Raw genomic sequence first — 16,959 nt, forward strand, 5'->3', positions numbered from 1 at the left:
TTCAGCCACTTGATTGCGTGTTGTGCGAGAACATGCAAAAGCCTCATCACTACTAAGATTTAGTGATGGGGCTTTTTTATTACAAAAGCCCGGCAGACATCGTTGACGTGTTCAGCGTCGTAGATGGGGCTCGCGTTCGCAGAGAATGCCCGTGGTGGACGACCGGATTGCGGTTCTGTACCATTTAGCGGAATCTCCTATGCTTGCACGGTGTGGGAATTCAATTTTCCGAAGCCTCGTCGCGCCAACGACGGGGCTTCATTTGTTGATTAGCGAGCTAGAGCAATTGGTTGCTCGCGATTCGAGATACTCGTCAAGGTGACGCTGCAGGTAGAAGACTTTTGAGCCCACCTTCACGAATTTCGGCCCTTTGCCGAGACTGGCCCAGGTTGCAAGAGTTGGCTTCGTCACGCCGATGTAGCTGGCTGCGTCGGCCCGGCTAAGCTTAATAGGTGCAGTGAAAGTTGCCATAAATAACCCCTCAAGTGTTGCAGGTTGTGTTAGGTTGATGAGGTTAATTATGCGGAAATGTGCAAGCGGGTAAAGCGACTTTTGGAGTTGTTCCGAACTGTTGACCAGTATTCGACCGGATTTAAACAAGCGTGTTAGTTAACAACTAATACCATAAGGGTTTACGCGTAAAAAATATTTCATTTTTTTTGCATCGCATTCACTGCTTTTATCATTGCAGCCCGAATTGGCTCCACTTCTGAGGGAGAATATGCCGCTGCTGTGGTCGCAATGTCGGCATGGCCTAGAGTCGATTGAATCATTCTGGTCGGGACTCCATTGTTGTTCTGCCAAGCGCCCATCGTTCGCCGAAGATCATGAAAGCGTAGGTCTTTGATTCCTGAAAGTTCCTTCACTCGCTGCATTGCGGCCTTTGGGTCCATCATGTGCCCGGCCTTACTTCCAGTCGGAAAAACCCATGGAACGCCTGAGACTGCATCTGCCTTGCGCTTGCGTAGGATTTCAAGAGCTTGTGGAATCAGTGGGACAGTGTGGACCCGCTTCCCTTTGAATTTCTCTTTTGGAATCGTCCAGACGCCCCGATTCAAGTCGAGTTCTTCCCATCGCATCTCGCAAAGATTCGAACGCCTGGCACCGGTGAAGACTGCCAGCTTGATGAAGTCCCGGGATGTTTCCCGTTGCAGCTGCTCAACCGCCTCAAAGAATCGCTCGATTTCTTCCGGCCTGAGATACCGGTCTCGACTTTCAATTTGTGGCCTGTCGGTTCCGGTGACTGGATTGAATTCCACCCATTCATGCTTGATGGCAATGTTGAACATCTTCGAGAGCAACGCGCGGCATTTGTGAGCTGGACCCGGCCCGTTTTCAGCTGCGATGGTGGCAACCAAATCTGAGATATGGCCCCGCCGAATTTCTACGACTGGCCGAGCTTTCCACGAATTACAGAACCGTTCAAAGTCCCGCACATCACTTTTCCAAGTCCGTTTGTTCGGTTTGGCGTGAACTGTCAGATAAAGATTAAACAGTTCGCCCAGAGTTCGCCGATGTGACGCTTTGCGTGATGAAATGTCCTGTCCCTTTGCCGCTTCCACAATCGTTTCCCGGCAGCACTGGCGAGCCTCTGTGGCTGTCATTTCAGGAAATGGACCAAGCATCACCCGCCGAGAACGCCCATTGATACGCCCGACGTAGTAAAAAGATTTTGTTTGATTCGGGGTAACAGTGACACAGAACCCCCTCACCTCGGTGTCGTAGAAGTGAATCGCTTTTTTTGAATCATTCGATAAATCAGCGATGAATCGGTTTGTCAGCTTCTGCCGTTTTGCCATCGGCGCAACTCCTGCGCAACAGTTGGGGTTAAATTAGGTCATATCGTGGCAAATTTTAGCAAAGATAGTTTTCGGGATAAAGCGATTTCACCGCATAAATAGCAACGTCAATCAAACTACAGCAAACACCACGCGCAACGCGTGTTTGAGACTCTCTGTTTCCGGGATTTTTTATTTTATGGCTTAAGAATGCGGTGCTTCGCGTTTTGGGAAACTGTAGGGTTCAAGCTTCTGCTCTTGATTTCTGACTACGCAAACGCCAATGCGAAAAATGCTGTCGGCTGCGAGCGGTTGGAGAGATTTGGTGAGAGTGCTGAGGAGCGGGAGCGAGTTTCCTCGATCCCGGCTCACTGTTGCACTTCAATGATCAAGTCGTCTTCTGGCTGACCGTATGCAAGTTATTTTCAGCAGTCAGTTTGCTTCCGGGAGATTTTTCTCGAAGAAGTCGACGAAGTTTTTGCTCATGATCTTCTCGATGTCTTCGCTGCTGTAGCCTCGTGATTCGAGAATATTTGGAATCTTGACCAGATCGGCAATGGTGTCGAGGTCGCCGGGGCATTGCTCTTTGCCGAATCCTCCATCGAGATCCGTTCCGATTCCGGAGTGATTTGCGTTTCCAGCGAGTTGGCAAACGTGGTCGATGTGGTCGACGACATCTTCGATTTTGACGAGGTCGGCAGAGGTTACTTTTTTCACGTATCCAGGTTTGATCATCCAGTTGTCGAAGGCTGCACCAATGACGGAACCTCGCTCGATCAACGCTTTGATTTGATTATCGTCGAGTTGGCGATCGCCAGGGACGAGTGTTCGGCAATTGTGATGGCTTGCCAGAACGGGACCGTTGAAAACGTCAAGTGCCTGCCAGAACGATTCATCAGCAAGGTGAGTGGCATCGAGCAGCAATCCGACAGAGTCCATCTCTTTCAATAGCTGTACTCCATCTTCAGTCAGCGGACCTTCGCTTCCGGTTCCGTGACAGTATTCATTTGGCCCATAATGTCCGGGGCCAACAATTCGTAGTCCTGCGTCGAACCATTCACCGGCTTGTGCTGGTTCAAGAATTGGAGGAGCTCCTTCCATGCTGAGGATGTAACCAATCGGCGGGGCTTCGCCAGTCGGTGACGCGAGATAGTCTCGCCAGAGTTGTGCATGTTCCGCGAGTGCCGCTCGGTCTGGAAGACTTTTCAGGACGCCTTTTCGTTCCATTGAGCGGTAGTATGCGAGTTGACCATGAGCAGCTGCGTAGGATGATTCGCGTCCCTGATAGAACGTAAGTTCTTTGTGTTTGCGGTGCAAACGTGGCAGGAGTGTGGCAATTACGATCCCAATTCCACCACGTTCGAGTTCAGGGTACGAAACCGTACAAGCACCAGGGATGATGCCTTCGAAGTTGTTCTCAAACTCGCGGAGTTCGGAAACCGTTAATTCCAGATCTCGATTCCACTCGACTGCGTTCCAGGCGAGGTCAAGGTGTGCGTCAAAGATGAGCATGAAACAATCTTTCTCTAGGTCTATGTCGACGTTCGTCACGTCGTTATGAGTTATCGCTAATCGTTAAGATTACGGGGATGGACTATTTGTTTTTTAAGTGCAGGTCTGCAAAGTCGAGATATTGGCTCCAGTCAAAATCTGTCACATCATGCTTTCCAGATCGAACGTGATAGCCAATAGTCCCGGTCTTTAATGGTTGATCAACTCCAGGTTGCTCTTCTGGTGGAGCCTCTCCGCCGAGTCCATCGGTTCCGAGTGCGCGGTAGACTGGATCAGCATACTTCGCGGAAAGGAACTCACCTTTGGGGTCAGCCCACGTATCTTCGACGGCACTGGCGATGTATACCGGGCGCGGTGCAATTGATGCAACGAGCAAGTGTTGATCGACGGGAAGTGCGTCTTCGTTATGGTTGTATTTCAAGAAGTTGTCGCAGAACCAATGTGGGAACGATGTGTTAATGCGAGTGACCGATTCTCCGATTCGTCGACGATTAAGTGCGGCACCGCCACACCCAGAGTTGTTTGAAATGACCAGTGCAAAACGTTCGTCGTTGGCACCTGCCCAGAGAGACGTTTTTCCGAGTCGTGAATGCCCCATGACGGCGACACGTTCCGCATCGATATCTTTCGTCGTTTTGAAGTAATCGAGTCCCCGACTCAATCCCCAAGCCCAGGCTGCAATGCTGCCCCATTCCTCAGGGCGAGGTTTCTTCTGTCCTTTTGCATAGTAATGAGGGTGGACACCGTTCTGGAAACCATCATCGAAGTCAGGGTCAATGTCGCCGTAATAAATCGTCGCGAGTGCGTACCCTCGATCCACAATCATTTCGACAGGCCAGCGAGATGCCGCTGTTCCGCGAGTTTTTTCAGTGGCTTTGTTGTCAACGTAGCCTCGGTCCGCCCGATTTCTCATCCAGTTTTTATTGAGAGTAATCGCCGGGTCGGCATTGATCGAATGGTTTCCTCCGAAATTTAACGTCAGGAAAACTGGGACATTTTTCTTCCCTTTCGGGCGATAAATGAGCATTCTCATCTTCAATGGCGGTTCTCCATTGGCGAGTGTAATGTCAACTTCTTCACGGACAGCTTTTCCGTTGAGAGCGTTTTCATCCTGGTTGATGAGTTCAGACTCGAGCACCTTGGGGCCAGGGGGAGCAATACCGTACATTTCCTTCCCGAAGATCTCCATGATTTCTTCGCGGCGTTCTTCATGCCATTTTCGTGGCGAAACTTTCGTTCCGTCGACACGGACGAAGGGGTCAGGAAGCTTGAATTCCGGTATTTTGCTCTCGTCGTAGTTCGGTGCAGGGACGTTTTGTGCGAAGAGGCTACTCGTGCTGAGAACATATAGAATCGCTGCGAACAGCAGGCGGGATCGTCGAATTGTCATTGTGTTTGCTCATTCCAGAAAAATTCTTCATTTGCCGACTGCAATGTTGATGAGTCCGCTTCGCTTTTGCCAGTCGACCGGTACAATTCTTTGGCGGTTGAACAGCGAAGCCGAATTGTGCAGTGGAGTCCGAGAACCTGTCGAGGTTCACAAGACTCTCGCGAGCGGAATCGATACACTGTTGCCGATGACCTTAAACGGAATGAAACGAAAGTCGATATGACCTCCTGGATTCTTCAGCATTTTCTGAATCCATCATTTTTCTGGCCCGGGATGTTGCTGGTCGCTGCGCCGATCATCATTCATCTCATCAATCGTATGCGGTATCGCCGTGTTCGCTTTGCCGCGATGGAGTTCCTCCTTTCCAGCCAGAAAAAAAATCGACGGCGTGTTCTCATCGAACAGATACTTCTACTGTTGATGAGAGTCTTGATGGTGTTGATTGTCGTGGCGTTAATCGCTCGACTCATCATTGATCCGAATCAGCTTTCGCTCTTTCAAGGAGCAAAGTCTCACCATGTCGTCATTCTTGACGACTCCGTCTCGATGCAGGATCGCCTCGCTGAGGGGACAGTCTTCGATGAAGCCAAAGGAGTCATCCGGCGACTCGTCGCTGAAGGGGCGAAAACTCCGCGTTCGCAGGTCTTCACATTGATACTCATGTCGGATCCAGAGAAAACACTCTCCGGGCTGAGCGAAACCGATATCACCGAGGATCTACTCGTCGAACTTTCTGAACGACTTGATGTTCTCGCAGCTACGCATCAAGCAGTTGATCCGGCGAAAGCTTTGCAACGGGCGCAAGAACGTCTGGCGGAAGATCGCTCAGCTGTTCGACAGGTTCACGTGATTTCCGATTTCAGAAACTCGGACTGGATCGACAACAAGTCCGCAGCCAGTGTTCTCAAATCGCTGAGTAAAGCCAATATCAAGCTGAATCTGGTGAAATGTGTATCAGAGAGTCATGAAAACTTAAGCGTGACGGAACTTGGAGGCCGAGTTGAAGTCGCAGCCGCTGGGGTGCCCGTGACTCTCGAAGCGACAATTCGCAACTGGGGGACACGAGTCGCTGAGGATGTACGAGCAGACCTTTTCATCAACGGGAGCCGACTTCCCCGTACCATCGATTTTCAGACCATCCCCGCTGGAGAATCGATCTCACGATCCTTTGATGTTGTTTTTCCGACTGCCGAACCGCATCAGGTCAAGCTGACGATTCGGGAAGATTCGCTCGAAGCTGACAATCAGCGTTTTCTGGCGATCGATGTTCCGGAACAGAATCCAGTCCTCATAATTGATGGCTCTCCAGCGACAGAACAGGCGTTTTATGTTGCGGATGCCTTGGCAGCCAACACGTCCGTCACCGGTTTCGCAACAAGTATCCAAACTCCGGAAGATCTCAGACGGACACCGCTTGAAAATTACGATCTCGTTTACCTCATCAATGTTCCGGAACTCGCAGCCGACGCGGTTGCTGCTCTGGAAGAGTATGTTCGAGGGGGAGGGGGGCTGGTCTGGTACTTGGGCGATGCAGTCCGTCCGGCGTTTTACAACGAGAAAGTTTTCAACGCCGAGAGTGGACTCTTTCCTGTTCGGATTGGTGCAGCTCCTCGACTCACTGATCGTCCGATCTCAGCCGCTGCTATTCAGCCAGATCTTGTTCCCGGAACCCATCCGATTTTCAAATTGTTCTCGAACGTCGACGTTCCAATTTACGACTTGATTTTTGTCAATCTCGCCTATCCGCTCGCAGAGAAGTTGGAATCACAGGCGAACATCACCAAGGATGTCAACGTTTTAGCGACTCTCCGTCAGGAACAGCCGCTCATTTTGGAACACCAATATGGAAACGGGAAAATCATCACATGTTTGACCGCTGCTGGTCCGCTGATGAATCCAGAAGGAGTCATCTGGACAAACTGGGCAAACGGTCCAGGGAGTTTCAGCTTTGCCGTTTTCCAACTTGAACTTGCCAAGCATCTTGTTCGTTCTGATCGAACACTTCCCCAGTTGGAGTCAGGGAAGCCGCTCGCTATTAATCTGAATCAGGCGTTCTATGCACCAGACGTTGAAGTGATCTCACCGAATGATCAGATCAACCGAATTCAGGCAACTCCCTCATCCAGCGAAGATGATGAAGATCGGGCGGACGTCCCGACGATTGATGTTGTCTACAAGGAAACAGACCAGCCCGGAATTTATGAATTGGTACTCAGCACGACGGAACAACAACGTGAGCGTCGGTTGTACGCAGTAAATGTCCCTGCTGGCGAAGGATCACTTGCGATCATGAATGATGAGGCTTTGCTTCAGGAGCTTGGACCAGATGTCGACATCGAAATTCAGCAAGCCGGCTCTTTCGACTGGATTCGCAACGAATCCCCCGGTTCTGAAGTTCGCTGGCTGCTATTGATCATCCTCGCACTTCTTTGCATTGCCGAACCTATGCTCGCGTCCCGGCTGAGTTACGTCACCTAGCGCAGTCGGCTCATCGTTCGTAGTCCGGGACCATTGTCCCGGACGAGTTCGATCATTTTCGATCATTTTCACAGTTGGCCTGCCGCAATATTGCTGTGTCTTTTGTAGTCATTTAGTAACAAGTGACTCACCGTAGGCAAAATGGAGGTCTGAAGACCTATGTGAAACGTACTCCAGACGGGACAATGGTCCCGTGCTACAATCGTCTTGTACGCCAGAAGTCCCGAACTACATCAGCTGAGTCCTTCGTGCTCGCTTAGCAGTTCCATAGTTTGGTGGACTTTTATGAAATTACTTTTTGTGGACGATCTCTATTCAGTTCTCCAGTGAACTAAGAAGAAAGTCTTAAAATCCAGCTGCTCCGGTGTCGGGGCGACGACGGTCGACGCCGCCAGTCAAGATATTCCGCTTCGGGTCAACCACGATAATATGGGCAGAACCTTGTCGGTCAGATGATCTCAATTTGTGCCCCTGCTTCTTGAGAATGTTCAAAGTGTCGGGTGAGAAGCGTTGCTCTTCGAACTGAATACGATCCGGAAACCACTGGTGATGAAATCGCCCTGAGTCGACTGCTGTTTGAGCATCCATTTTGTGATCAACCACATTCACGATGGTTTGCAAAACGGTGTTGATAATTGTTCGTCCACCGGGTGAGCCGGTGACCATGAAGAGTTCCCCGTCTTTCGCAACAATTGTGGGCGTCATGCTGGAGAGCATCCGTTTTCCCGGTTCAGTGAGATTCGGTTTTGTCCCGATAAGTCCGGTTTCTGTCGTTAATCCTGGGGAAGGATTGAAATCGCCCATCTCATTGTTCAGCAGAAAGCCGCCTCCAGTCACAACAATTCCAGAGCCGTAGCTGTTCTCCAAAGTATAAGTCAGAGAGACGGCGTTGCGGTCTTGGTCGACGATTGAAAAGTGTGTTGTCTCGGTACTTTCGTGCGGCCATTCAAATCCAGTGAGCGACGATTTGGTCGCTTTGTCTAAATCGATCTGTTGGCGAAGTTCAAGGGCAAATCCTTTGGAAGTGAGCGTCGCGATCGGCATCTCGGGGTTTGCTTCCGGGTCGCCCAAATGTAGAGCCCGATTGCGGTACGCACGTCGCATCGCTTCCGTCATCAGATGAATTGTTTTCGCTGAGCCGAACTGGCTTTCCTCTAAGTCGAAGCCTTCGAGGATATTCAACATCTGCACGAGAGTGATTCCTCCTGAACTTGGAGGAGGCATCGAGATGATATCGTGTCCCCGGTATGTCCCGACGATTGGTGCTCGCTGCACGGGGGCATAGTTTGCGAGATCTTCTTTCGTCATGATCCCACCGTTGTTCGCCATTTCCGCAGCCAAGAGTTCTGCTGTTTTGCCTCGATAGAAACCGTCAGGTCCATCTTTGGCGATGCGTTCGAGTGTCTTTGCCAAGTCTTCCTGCTTGAGCAGATCACCCGGTTGGTAAGGCTTTCCGTTCTTCGTGAATTGCGCCATCGACGCCGGGTAAGGGCGGAAGCGTTCGATTTGCGATTCCAGGTCGTATGCCAAGCCGTGAGAAACGGGAAAGCCATCACGAGCCAGATCAATCGCGGGTTGGACAAGACGCTCCCAGGGGAGAGATCCATATTCTTTCCAAGCCATATGCAAGCCAGCGACCGTCCCCGGGACTCCAACAGCAAGGTGGCTGTAGTGGTGCTTCGTCGAATCGTATTCGCCATTTTCGTCGAGCCACATTTTTGCGTGCGCCGCTGCAGGTGCTTTCTCGCGGAAGTCAAAGGTTGTCGGGGCGCCTGTGTTTGGTCGATAAACCAGAAACCCTCCGCCTCCAATGTTTCCAGCAGATGGATGTGTCACAGCAAGAACAAACGCGGTTGTCACAGCGGCGTCTATGGCATTACCACCCTCTTTCAATACCGCGGCTCCAGCATCCGAGGAAGCTTGCGTTTGTGAAACGACCATCGCATGCGAGGCGTACTGCGGAGTGCCTCCCGCATATGAAGGTGCGGAGAGCGACAGCAGCAAGCCCAGGATTAGAGGCAATGACTTATTCAATGGAGTATTCCTCATAAAGGATGGTTGAGAATTCAGAATGAAACTGATTATGGGCGAGAAGTCCGTCACGGAATATTTTGAAACGCTGCACCATGGGAACCGAGCCCCGCAGGTGCATTCGTTTGGTGCATCTGTTTTACTGTTTGTATGCGATGAATTGTATCATAGCACTTCACAGGGCAACGTCATTCCTCAGCAACGATACGGGCTGCATTCTCAAACAGGATTGCTTTGCTGCGGAAATTCCCTAACTCGGATTCCTGCATCTTGAGGAGAGAAGATTCAAGATAGAAGAACGGGAAATGGGAACCGAACAGAAGCTTCTCAACCGGAATTGTTTCCAGAATTTTCTCGACTCCGCCAATCCCTTCCAGCATGGAAATTTCAAACGAGACATTTCCAGCATTCGCCAAATTGACCAGAGATGCCCCCCGGAGCGTACGAAGCGAATTTAACAGAATCATCTTCAGCTGCGGGCGTTGTTTCAATTGATCGGCAAGTGGAGAGGGATCGACCGTTTTGACTTGCATGAGTGGATGGTGCGTTCGCTCGTCCTCCATTTTCAGTGCAATTTGAACAACAAGTTTTCGCTCTTCTGACAGATCGAGCAGTTCCGCAAACCTTGGGTCATCAAGTGAGTAACCATGATAGTTCGGATGTAAGCGAATCACTTTCATCCCGTGTTTTTCATGACATCGCCGAAGATCATCCTGCCACGCCGGGAGAGTCGGGTTCACTGACCCGACCGGGAGCAACAGGCCGTCACCGAACGTTTGGCAGTCTTCGACAAGTCTTTGATTGACAGCGGCAATGTCTTTGTGCAGCAGCCCATCAAAGCTACCGGCCCAGGCGCTTGTGACTTCAGAGTTGCGGAGTTTGCGCACAAGCTGAGCCGGTTCGTCATACGGAAGTCGGCGAAACGGCCAGCGAGAAAGATTGACGTTCACATCGGTGATCACAACGTCACCCCTTTCGCTTTGAGTATTGGGGTCATCATCTCGCGCAGGTTTTTTCCGAATATCCGCTCTTTGGCTGCGTCAGAAATTTGGGCTCCATAAACCTTGGCAAGTTGAGAACTCAGACTTCTGCCACCGATGTCACTTCCATAAATGACACGCTCTGCACCGAGTTCACGTACTCCCATTTCGACAATTCCGGCTGTCGGGTCGAATCCTCCAATCCCGATTGAAACATTTGGAGAATCGCGAACTGCTCGAATTCCGCGTTCCCAGTCTCCTCCACTATGTCCACAAATGATCGGGACGTCTGGATTTCGCTTCGCGAGTTTAGCCAGGTCTTCAGGAGTCGATTCTCCGTCGAGATTTCCGGTTACTTTGCTCCAGGTATGTTGAAAAATGATTCCGTTGAGCTCTGCTGTTCGCTGAACAATGGCATCCAGTTCTTCATCGCCACAACGTCGTGAAACCCACAGCTTAATTCCCACGAGCGGTCCATTGGCAATGCAGCGGTCAATCTCAGCGAGCGATTCTTCAACGTACTGGGCATTGAGATAGGCAAAGCCGAACGCCCGGTCATGCCAGTGGCTGAGGCCTTGAATCACCTGATCGTTTTGCTTCCGAAATTCGTCTGGATCGGGTGTCGTCGACCAAGGCCAACCCATGAAGAAAACCAACCGTTTGACGTTCATCCGGTCTGCATATTCGATCAGTTTCGGAAGGCGTTCGTCAACGGTTTTTCCTTCGACACCTGAGAAATGGCAATGCAGATCCCAGATTTCAAATTTCGGTAATTTCATAGATGAACTCTATTCACATCGATTGGAGTAATCATATTTCTCTTTAAAGAAATGAGTAAACAATGATTTGCAGGATGAGGGCCAGTGATGCCCCTAATTTGAGATTTTCATCCCAGCGTTTTGCTCCCCCTTCAGGGGTTGTTTCACTCTCTGGAAGCCGGAGAACCCAGATTAACAAAGCAACTAACGTCCCGACAAATAGCAGACGCACACCCCACATCGGAATCGTTTGGAGTGCTTCTCGAACTGTCTGACCGATGTAATGCAGTGGGCTCATGTGTTGGTCTCCTCAGCCGCAATCGACAGGCCAGCCGCAGCCGAAAAATCAGTTTTGTCGAGCGACTTCGCTCGATGGAAGACGTACTTCAACTTCACGTCACTTTCGATGGGGGTGATCAAACTGATCAAAACTAAGAGGAATGCAGTCACCAGAAATGCCCAGACTGAGAAGTACAAGAACGGTTCCTGAATCCGAAAAAGAGGTTCCCATCCGAGTGCGTCTGTGACAGCCACCTGGCTGAGAATGTAGAGCATAATCGACGTCGCAATCCCGCACAGCAATGCGATGAAAGCGGCCTTTCCGGTCGCCCGTTTCCATAACATTCCAAAGAGCAAGACGGCAAAGGCCGGTCCCTGGAAGAAGGCCATTAACGTTTGGAATATGGCATAAATCCCAGAGCTTTCACTCGCGAGCGTGAGCAGGAACGCAAAGATTACCGCCCAGATGACTAAAGCCAAAGTCGTTGCTCGCCCAATTGTTAACAGCTGTTCGTCCGTGACGTTTCGATTCACAAAACGTTTATAAAGATCGTTTGAAACAATCGTCGCTGCGGAGTTTAAATAGGAATCGACACTCGACATCAACGCCGCCAGAAACGCCGCGACGAAGAGTCCACGCAATCCGACAGGGAGCAGCCGGTTCACTAAACTTGGAATCGCGGTATCTCCGCTTTCTAAATCTGGTAATAAGGCCATCGCGACCAAACCTGGAACGGCGACGATAATCGGAATGATGTTCTTCAGCAGAGCACCCCAGATGTAAGAGGCTTTCGCTTCGAAGTCACTTTTCGCTCCGAGTGAACGCTGCACGATTGCCTGGTTTCCAATCCAGTACGCCGGGCTCAGGATTAACGCCAATCCAAAATAAATCCCGGTCCAAGGAAATGGAGAGGTTGTGTCTGCTGGAAGAAGTAATGAAGTTCGCTCGAGAGGGCGGTCTGCTGGTGGAGCTTCCTCGTTTATTTCCGGTTCGTTTTCACCACGAGCCTCCTCCAGTTTTCGAGCTTCGACCTCTGCGAGACGATTTTGGAGTTCTTCAAAGCCACCGACTTCAATGATGCCCAGCACCAGGACGAGCAGGCATCCAATGATCATTACTGTGCATTGAATCATGTCGGTGTAAACAACCGCAGCTAACCCACCGACGCAAGTGTATGCGCCCACAAGAACTGCGGTCACTAAGATGCACAGCGGCTCATTCCACCCAAAAACTGCCGACATCATTTTGGCAGAGGCCAGCAACATGATCCCCAGATTGCAGGCCATAAAGAGCAGCCAACAGATGGCCATGACCGTGCGCACCCCTACATTGTATCGGCGTTCCAGATACTCGGGGATTGTAAAAACACCTGTTCGGTAGAAGAACGGAATAAACAGAAAGGCCCCGATAATCATGGCGGGGATACAGCCGATCCATTCAAAGTTTGCCACGGCGAGACCATGCGTATAGGCCGCTCCACCAACACCGATGATGTCGGTCCCACCGATATCGGTGGCGACGAGGGACATACCGATCGCCCACCAGGGAAGTTGTCGCCCCCCTAGAAAAAACTCTGAGCCGGTCTTCATCTTCCGGCCAATCGCAATCCCGATTCCTATCGTCCCTGCAAGGTACAGAAGGATAACAATATAATCCGGCGTGGTCAGTTGGCTGGTCGCAGCGAGTATCAAAATTGTTGTCCTCTTTAAGGGACCGGAATCGGTTCAGTGAATCGCGTCCAAGTCTATGTTGTGTCACAATAAGCAATCAATCGTCCCTGAGTGTCGAAGGAAGAAACATGCGTGATTTCTGGCTTGTTTTCACACTTGTTGTGACTGCCCATCCCGCTGTGGCTGCTGAACGACTGTTGCAGCCGACCGATGACGTCAACAAGATTCTCGGGGAGGCCGCTCCCGGAGACCACTTCAAACTGAAGAACGGAGTCTGGAAGAATTTTGAAATCCGCTTTTCAGCTGTGGGAACCTCTGATCGCCCCATACTTGTTGAGGCCGAAACGCCGGGGGAAGTGGTCTTTACTGGAGAGTCGAAGTTTGAGTTCGGCGGGGAACACATTGTGGTGAGCGGCTTCCACTTCAAGGATGTCACCACTCCTGTTCACATTCTTGCAACGCGACGCAGCAGTAAAGAACTCGCAAACCATTGTCGTGTCACCGAATGTGCATTTACAAACACTCTCCCTTCATCCGGGAAGAAGGAACAAAAATATCTTTCGCTTTATGGAACGCACAATCGCGTTGACCATTGTCATTTCTCAGGAAAAGAATCAGACGGTACGACACTCGTCGTCTGGGTCACTGATCGCCCCAATCACAATCGCATTGACCACAATTACCTGGGGCATCGAAAGCCGCTTGGTCGGAACGGCGGGGAGACCATCCGTATTGGCACCAGTGATGTTTCCATGAACGAATCGTTGACTATTGTCGAGAAAAACTTGTTTGAAGAATGTAACGGCGAAGCTGAAATGATATCGAATAAGTCCTGTGGAAACATCTATCGAGAGAACACATTCCGTCGCTGTTCAGGAACGCTCACGCTGCGACACGGTAACCGCTGCCGAGTCGAAGAGAATTTCTTTTTGGGGGAAGGTGCACGTGGGACCGGAGGAGTTCGGGTTATTGGCGAAGATCACATTGTCGTTAACAACTACTTCTCGAATCTGAAAGGAGATGACGAACGAAGTGCCTTGTGCATGATGAACGGACTGAAGGATTCTCCGCTGCATGGTTACTTTCAGGTCAAAAATCCCATCGTTGCATTCAATACATTTATCGATTGCAAAGTCACTTTCTCGATTGGAGTCGGTGGATCAAAGAAGCAAGGAGAGCCACCTGTGAATTCCTTGATCACCAACAATATTCTGGTCGGCAAGAAAGATCTGGTGGTTATTCATCCGTTCGGGGAGCCGGTCGAATCTCGATATGCCGACAACCTCGAAGCCGAAACGATTGCAGAGATCTCGTTTCAACTCGACGATTCAAAGATCGCCCGACCAACTTTGAACAGCCCGGCGATCGCTGCAGCCTCACCTTTGTGGGACGAAATCCAGCGAGATATCGACGGAGTCGATCGTGGAAAGAAGCCACACGACATTGGTTGCGATGAATTCGGAAACCAAACAAGACCCCCACTCACTAAAAAAGATGTTGGGCCAAGCTGGATTATGAACTGAAAGAATGACACTTCAACAACGGACTTTGCTTCTTTTCAGAAAGAGGATTCGTCCTCATTTTCACTGAGAAGACCGCATTAGAGCAGTTTGCTCTACCGTGTGCCCGTGAAGAACGCATTTCTCTAGGAAAAATGCTGTTCGCCACGAGGCAGAACCTGCAAACCAATTCGAAAGATGCTCTAGCTGAGGACTCGGTTGCTCATGAATCATATCGTAAAGAATATCTTGGCGATCGTTGTCGGTTTTCTGATTGGCAGTATCGTGAATATTGGGTTGGTCAATCTCGGGATGGCGTTGGTCCCTCTTCCCGAAGGTGCGGATGTCTCCACTATGGACGGCGTACGCGAAAGTATGAAGCTGCTCACGCCAATCAATTTCGTTTTTCCATTTCTGGCTCATGCCCTCGGGACTCTCGCCGGTGCGTATACCGCCGCCAGGATGGCAGCCAGTTTCCAAATGCTCATCGCTCTCGGAATTGGCCTTTTCTTTCTCATGGGCGGGATCATGATGGTCGTCATGTGCGGTGGTCCAATTTGGTTCATCGCATCTGATCTGCTACTCGCTTATCTCCCCATGAGTTTTCTGGGGGCGATTCTTGCTCGTAAAAAGAATCCTCTCACTCCAGAACAACACGATCCAAGCTGATCTTCAACCGAAGCATTGAGAAGCTCTTTGCACTCTCAGTGAGAGCATTCTCAATGCTTCCGATACCCCGTGAAAGTCACTTTCATGGCTTCATGAACTGCGAGGCATGCGTCTGAATGGGAAGATCTGTTTTGGATTTACTCTGTTAAAGCAGATTGTTCTGTGTACGAGAATTGCGGTACTTAACTCATGAAAGTGGAACCGAATGTCTCAGCACATTGATGACTCTGCAGAGTGTTGTCCTCGATGACCATTGCCGATTTCTCTTCCTTGGGAGGAGGATTCAACTTGTCATAGACTTTGACAGCGGTCATGGCTGCGAGAACACAGGCCACACAGAAGCCGATGATCGCGACAATGATGATGCCTTTAGGAATCTTGCGGTTGCCTTGAAGTTCCTTACGGGTTCCGAGATAGATCAACGCAGCTGCCAGGGCGGGAATTCCGAGTACTGTCAGTGCTTGGGCGATCGTAATGAGGTTGACCGTGCTGCCCTCTTTGGCCAGCGAAGCAATTGCCACAGACATACCGACGAGTAACGCGATGGCAGTCATGTGCAGCGGCCATCTGTCTTTCAGGCTCGCACCTTTTCCAAGCGAGTCGGACATGACTGTTCCACCGATCATGGCATTGACCAGGAACGAACTCAGTGCACCAGCCAGAATTCCCAGACAGAAGATATACTTCGCTGCGGAACCGAATAAAGGTTCCAATTGACGAGCAACATCGCCGACTGACGACAATTCAACCGGATTGGGGTGCGCGTAAAAGACACGCCATGATGTCAGGAGAATCATGGCTGTGATACATCCGAGTAGAGAGATACTGAAGATCGAATCGGTGAAAGCAGCTCGTGCGTCGTTTGGTCCCCAACCTTTTTCTTTTGCAAGATACGCCTGATAAAACGCACCTCCGACCGAAAAGGTCGTTCCAATCATTCCAAGTAAAGGAAGCCAGTCGAGTGCTTCAGTAGAAGCAACCGGTTCGTATGCTCTCGGCTTTGTGAAGATGACGAGGAAATTCAACAAAAACGAAATAGTCATCATCGCCATTAGCAACTTCATCATATTTTCAACGGACGAGTACAGGTCACGAAGAAGATAAAGCACAGCAATAATTGATAAATTCGCCAGCACAAGGACTGCGCAGCGAGCTTGGAAGCTGAGCGGGGTGTCACCGAATAACGGTTCGATTCCCCCGATGAGAGCAATATTGTTCGATGATTGAAAAAACGCGACGAGGGTGAAAAGGGTGAGGCCAATCAGGACAGCAACCGGGCGTCCCAGTCGCGATGCCAACTCATCGCACAGGCTTCCCTCATAAACTGCTCCCAGCCGCGCGGAGAGCGAGACCATCGCAATCATCAAGACTGTTGCCCCGAAGATGACAGGGAGTCCCATAACCCCAAACGTTGCACCGACTTTTGAACTCGTCAAAATCGAACCCGGGCCAAGCACTACCGCTGCAACGATGATCGCTGGGCCAATCGACTTGAAAATGTTTTTCATATTTAACTCAATCAATTCTTCGCTGATAGTGAGTGTTGTTGAGAGGCTTCGAAGTCATTCGGTGAGAGTTTGTAGTTTTGAGCAGCGGTTGTCGAGTGACTTTCCTGTTTGAATTGTCTCATCCTCTCAAGCGAGTCGAAGATCTTGTAATTACTCGGTGGCGCCTGCTCAATGGGGAGACCGAAAGATGATGCTCTTGAGTTCGAGAGAAGAGGGGTAGGCTGATTGTGATTGCCGCATAAGACCGAAACTCTCTAGAACTGGTCTCAAAACTTGCTGTTCACTTCTCCGGCACAGAGAAAGGTCGCAATTCCATAGGTTTTGAGACTGCCTCTAGTCAATCACCAGAGGATTCCGGGATTCAAAATCAACTGTGAGCGTTCGAAACGCTCACAGTTGAAACGCT

Annotated in this window: 14 protein-coding genes; 4 read left to right on the forward strand and 10 right to left on the reverse strand. The window is 50.4% G+C overall.

All coding sequences use genetic code 11. The features are described 5' to 3' along the window. Window positions 1-65: 65 nt before the first annotated feature. Entirely contained in the window at window positions 66-188 is a 123-nt protein-coding gene (locus ACN0YR_RS15590) for a hypothetical protein (protein ID WP_417850171.1), read from the forward strand. A 70-nt stretch (window positions 189-258) separates the two neighbouring features. Here the strand turns inward: ACN0YR_RS15590 and ACN0YR_RS15595 are convergent, their stop codons facing one another. The 4 genes from ACN0YR_RS15595 to ACN0YR_RS15610 form a co-directional block, all read right to left on the reverse strand. Beyond that, window positions 259-471 (reverse strand): helix-turn-helix transcriptional regulator, encoded by a 213-nt coding sequence (locus tag ACN0YR_RS15595; RefSeq protein WP_417850172.1) that lies wholly within the window; start codon window positions 469-471, stop codon window positions 259-261. Between the two features lie 179 nt (window positions 472-650). Continuing rightward, complete coding sequence (locus tag ACN0YR_RS15600; protein WP_417850173.1) at window positions 651-1,799, reverse strand: tyrosine-type recombinase/integrase; 1,149 nt, start codon at window positions 1,797-1,799, stop codon at window positions 651-653. A gap of 411 nt (window positions 1,800-2,210) precedes the next feature. Beyond that, entirely contained in the window at window positions 2,211-3,290 is a 1,080-nt protein-coding gene (locus ACN0YR_RS15605; RefSeq protein ID WP_417850174.1) for a dipeptidase, read from the reverse strand. Window positions 3,291-3,372: 82 nt separating this feature from the next. Next, window positions 3,373-4,680 carry an acetylxylan esterase gene (locus ACN0YR_RS15610; RefSeq protein ID WP_417850175.1) on the reverse strand — a complete coding sequence of 436 codons (1,308 nt, stop codon included), beginning with the start codon at window positions 4,678-4,680 and terminating at the stop codon, window positions 3,373-3,375. A gap of 117 nt (window positions 4,681-4,797) precedes the next feature. Here ACN0YR_RS15610 and ACN0YR_RS15615 point away from each other — a divergent pair, with 117 nt between their 5' ends. Continuing rightward, a complete protein-coding gene (locus ACN0YR_RS15615; RefSeq protein ID WP_417850176.1) occupies window positions 4,798-7,158 on the forward strand; it encodes a BatA domain-containing protein in 2,361 nt (786 codons plus the stop codon). Window positions 7,159-7,503: 345 nt separating this feature from the next. Here the strand turns inward: ACN0YR_RS15615 and ggt are convergent, their stop codons facing one another. The 5 genes from ggt to ACN0YR_RS15640 form a co-directional block, all read right to left on the reverse strand. Continuing rightward, window positions 7,504-9,192 (reverse strand): gamma-glutamyltransferase, encoded by a 1,689-nt coding sequence (ggt, locus tag ACN0YR_RS15620; protein WP_417850177.1) that lies wholly within the window; start codon window positions 9,190-9,192, stop codon window positions 7,504-7,506. Between the two features lie 185 nt (window positions 9,193-9,377). Next, the gene (locus ACN0YR_RS15625; protein ID WP_417850178.1) at window positions 9,378-10,151 is read right to left on the reverse strand and encodes an amidohydrolase family protein; all 774 of its coding nucleotides are present in this window, start codon (window positions 10,149-10,151) and stop codon (window positions 9,378-9,380) included. Then, window positions 10,148-10,948, reverse strand: coding sequence for an amidohydrolase family protein (locus ACN0YR_RS15630; protein WP_417850179.1), 801 nt, complete (start codon window positions 10,946-10,948; stop codon window positions 10,148-10,150). Before ACN0YR_RS15630 ends, ACN0YR_RS15625 begins: the two co-directional genes overlap by 4 nt. Window positions 10,949-10,991: 43 nt before the next feature. After that, entirely contained in the window at window positions 10,992-11,225 is a 234-nt protein-coding gene (locus tag ACN0YR_RS15635; RefSeq protein ID WP_417850180.1) for a hypothetical protein, read from the reverse strand. Further along, a complete protein-coding gene (locus ACN0YR_RS15640; RefSeq protein ID WP_417850181.1) occupies window positions 11,222-12,898 on the reverse strand; it encodes a sodium:solute symporter family transporter in 1,677 nt (558 codons plus the stop codon). The genes ACN0YR_RS15635 and ACN0YR_RS15640 overlap by 4 nt, the downstream gene beginning before the upstream one ends. Window positions 12,899-13,005: 107 nt before the next feature. On the opposite strand from ACN0YR_RS15640, the gene ACN0YR_RS15645 reads away from it, so the two are divergent. Together ACN0YR_RS15645 and ACN0YR_RS15650 are read left to right on the forward strand one after the other, a co-directional pair. Next, a complete protein-coding gene (locus tag ACN0YR_RS15645) occupies window positions 13,006-14,400 on the forward strand; it encodes a polysaccharide lyase 6 family protein (protein ID WP_417850182.1) in 1,395 nt (464 codons plus the stop codon). 201 nt (window positions 14,401-14,601) lie between these two features. Beyond that, a complete protein-coding gene (locus ACN0YR_RS15650) occupies window positions 14,602-15,045 on the forward strand; it encodes a hypothetical protein (protein ID WP_417850183.1) in 444 nt (147 codons plus the stop codon). 182 nt (window positions 15,046-15,227) lie between these two features. On the opposite strand, the gene ACN0YR_RS15655 is transcribed toward ACN0YR_RS15650, so the two are convergent. Then, window positions 15,228-16,553: an NRAMP family divalent metal transporter gene (locus ACN0YR_RS15655; protein ID WP_417850184.1), complete on the reverse strand. Its 1,326-nt coding sequence runs from the start codon at window positions 16,551-16,553 to the stop codon at window positions 15,228-15,230. Between the last annotated feature and the right edge of the window lie 406 nt (window positions 16,554-16,959).

It is taken from the genome of Thalassoglobus sp. (assembly GCF_048270125.1).
GTDB lineage: Bacteria > Planctomycetota > Planctomycetia > Planctomycetales > Planctomycetaceae > Thalassoglobus.

Coding starts and splice junctions, on each gene's coding strand:
- ACN0YR_RS15590 (WP_417850171.1), top strand. CDS start 66: ATGGGGCTTTTTTATTACAAAAGCCCGGCAGACATCGTTGACGTGTTC.
- ACN0YR_RS15595 (WP_417850172.1), bottom strand. CDS start 471: ATGGCAACTTTCACTGCACCTATTAAGCTTAGCCGGGCCGACGCAGCC.
- ACN0YR_RS15600 (WP_417850173.1), bottom strand. CDS start 1,799: ATGGCAAAACGGCAGAAGCTGACAAACCGATTCATCGCTGATTTATCG.
- ACN0YR_RS15605 (WP_417850174.1), bottom strand. CDS start 3,290: ATGCTCATCTTTGACGCACACCTTGACCTCGCCTGGAACGCAGTCGAG.
- ACN0YR_RS15610 (WP_417850175.1), bottom strand. CDS start 4,680: ATGACAATTCGACGATCCCGCCTGCTGTTCGCAGCGATTCTATATGTT.
- ACN0YR_RS15630 (WP_417850179.1), bottom strand. CDS start 10,948: ATGAAATTACCGAAATTTGAAATCTGGGATCTGCATTGCCATTTCTCA.
- ACN0YR_RS15635 (WP_417850180.1), bottom strand. CDS start 11,225: ATGAGCCCACTGCATTACATCGGTCAGACAGTTCGAGAAGCACTCCAA.
- ACN0YR_RS15645 (WP_417850182.1), top strand. CDS start 13,006: ATGCGTGATTTCTGGCTTGTTTTCACACTTGTTGTGACTGCCCATCCC.
- ACN0YR_RS15650 (WP_417850183.1), top strand. CDS start 14,602: ATGAATCATATCGTAAAGAATATCTTGGCGATCGTTGTCGGTTTTCTG.
- ACN0YR_RS15655 (WP_417850184.1), bottom strand. CDS start 16,553: ATGAAAAACATTTTCAAGTCGATTGGCCCAGCGATCATCGTTGCAGCG.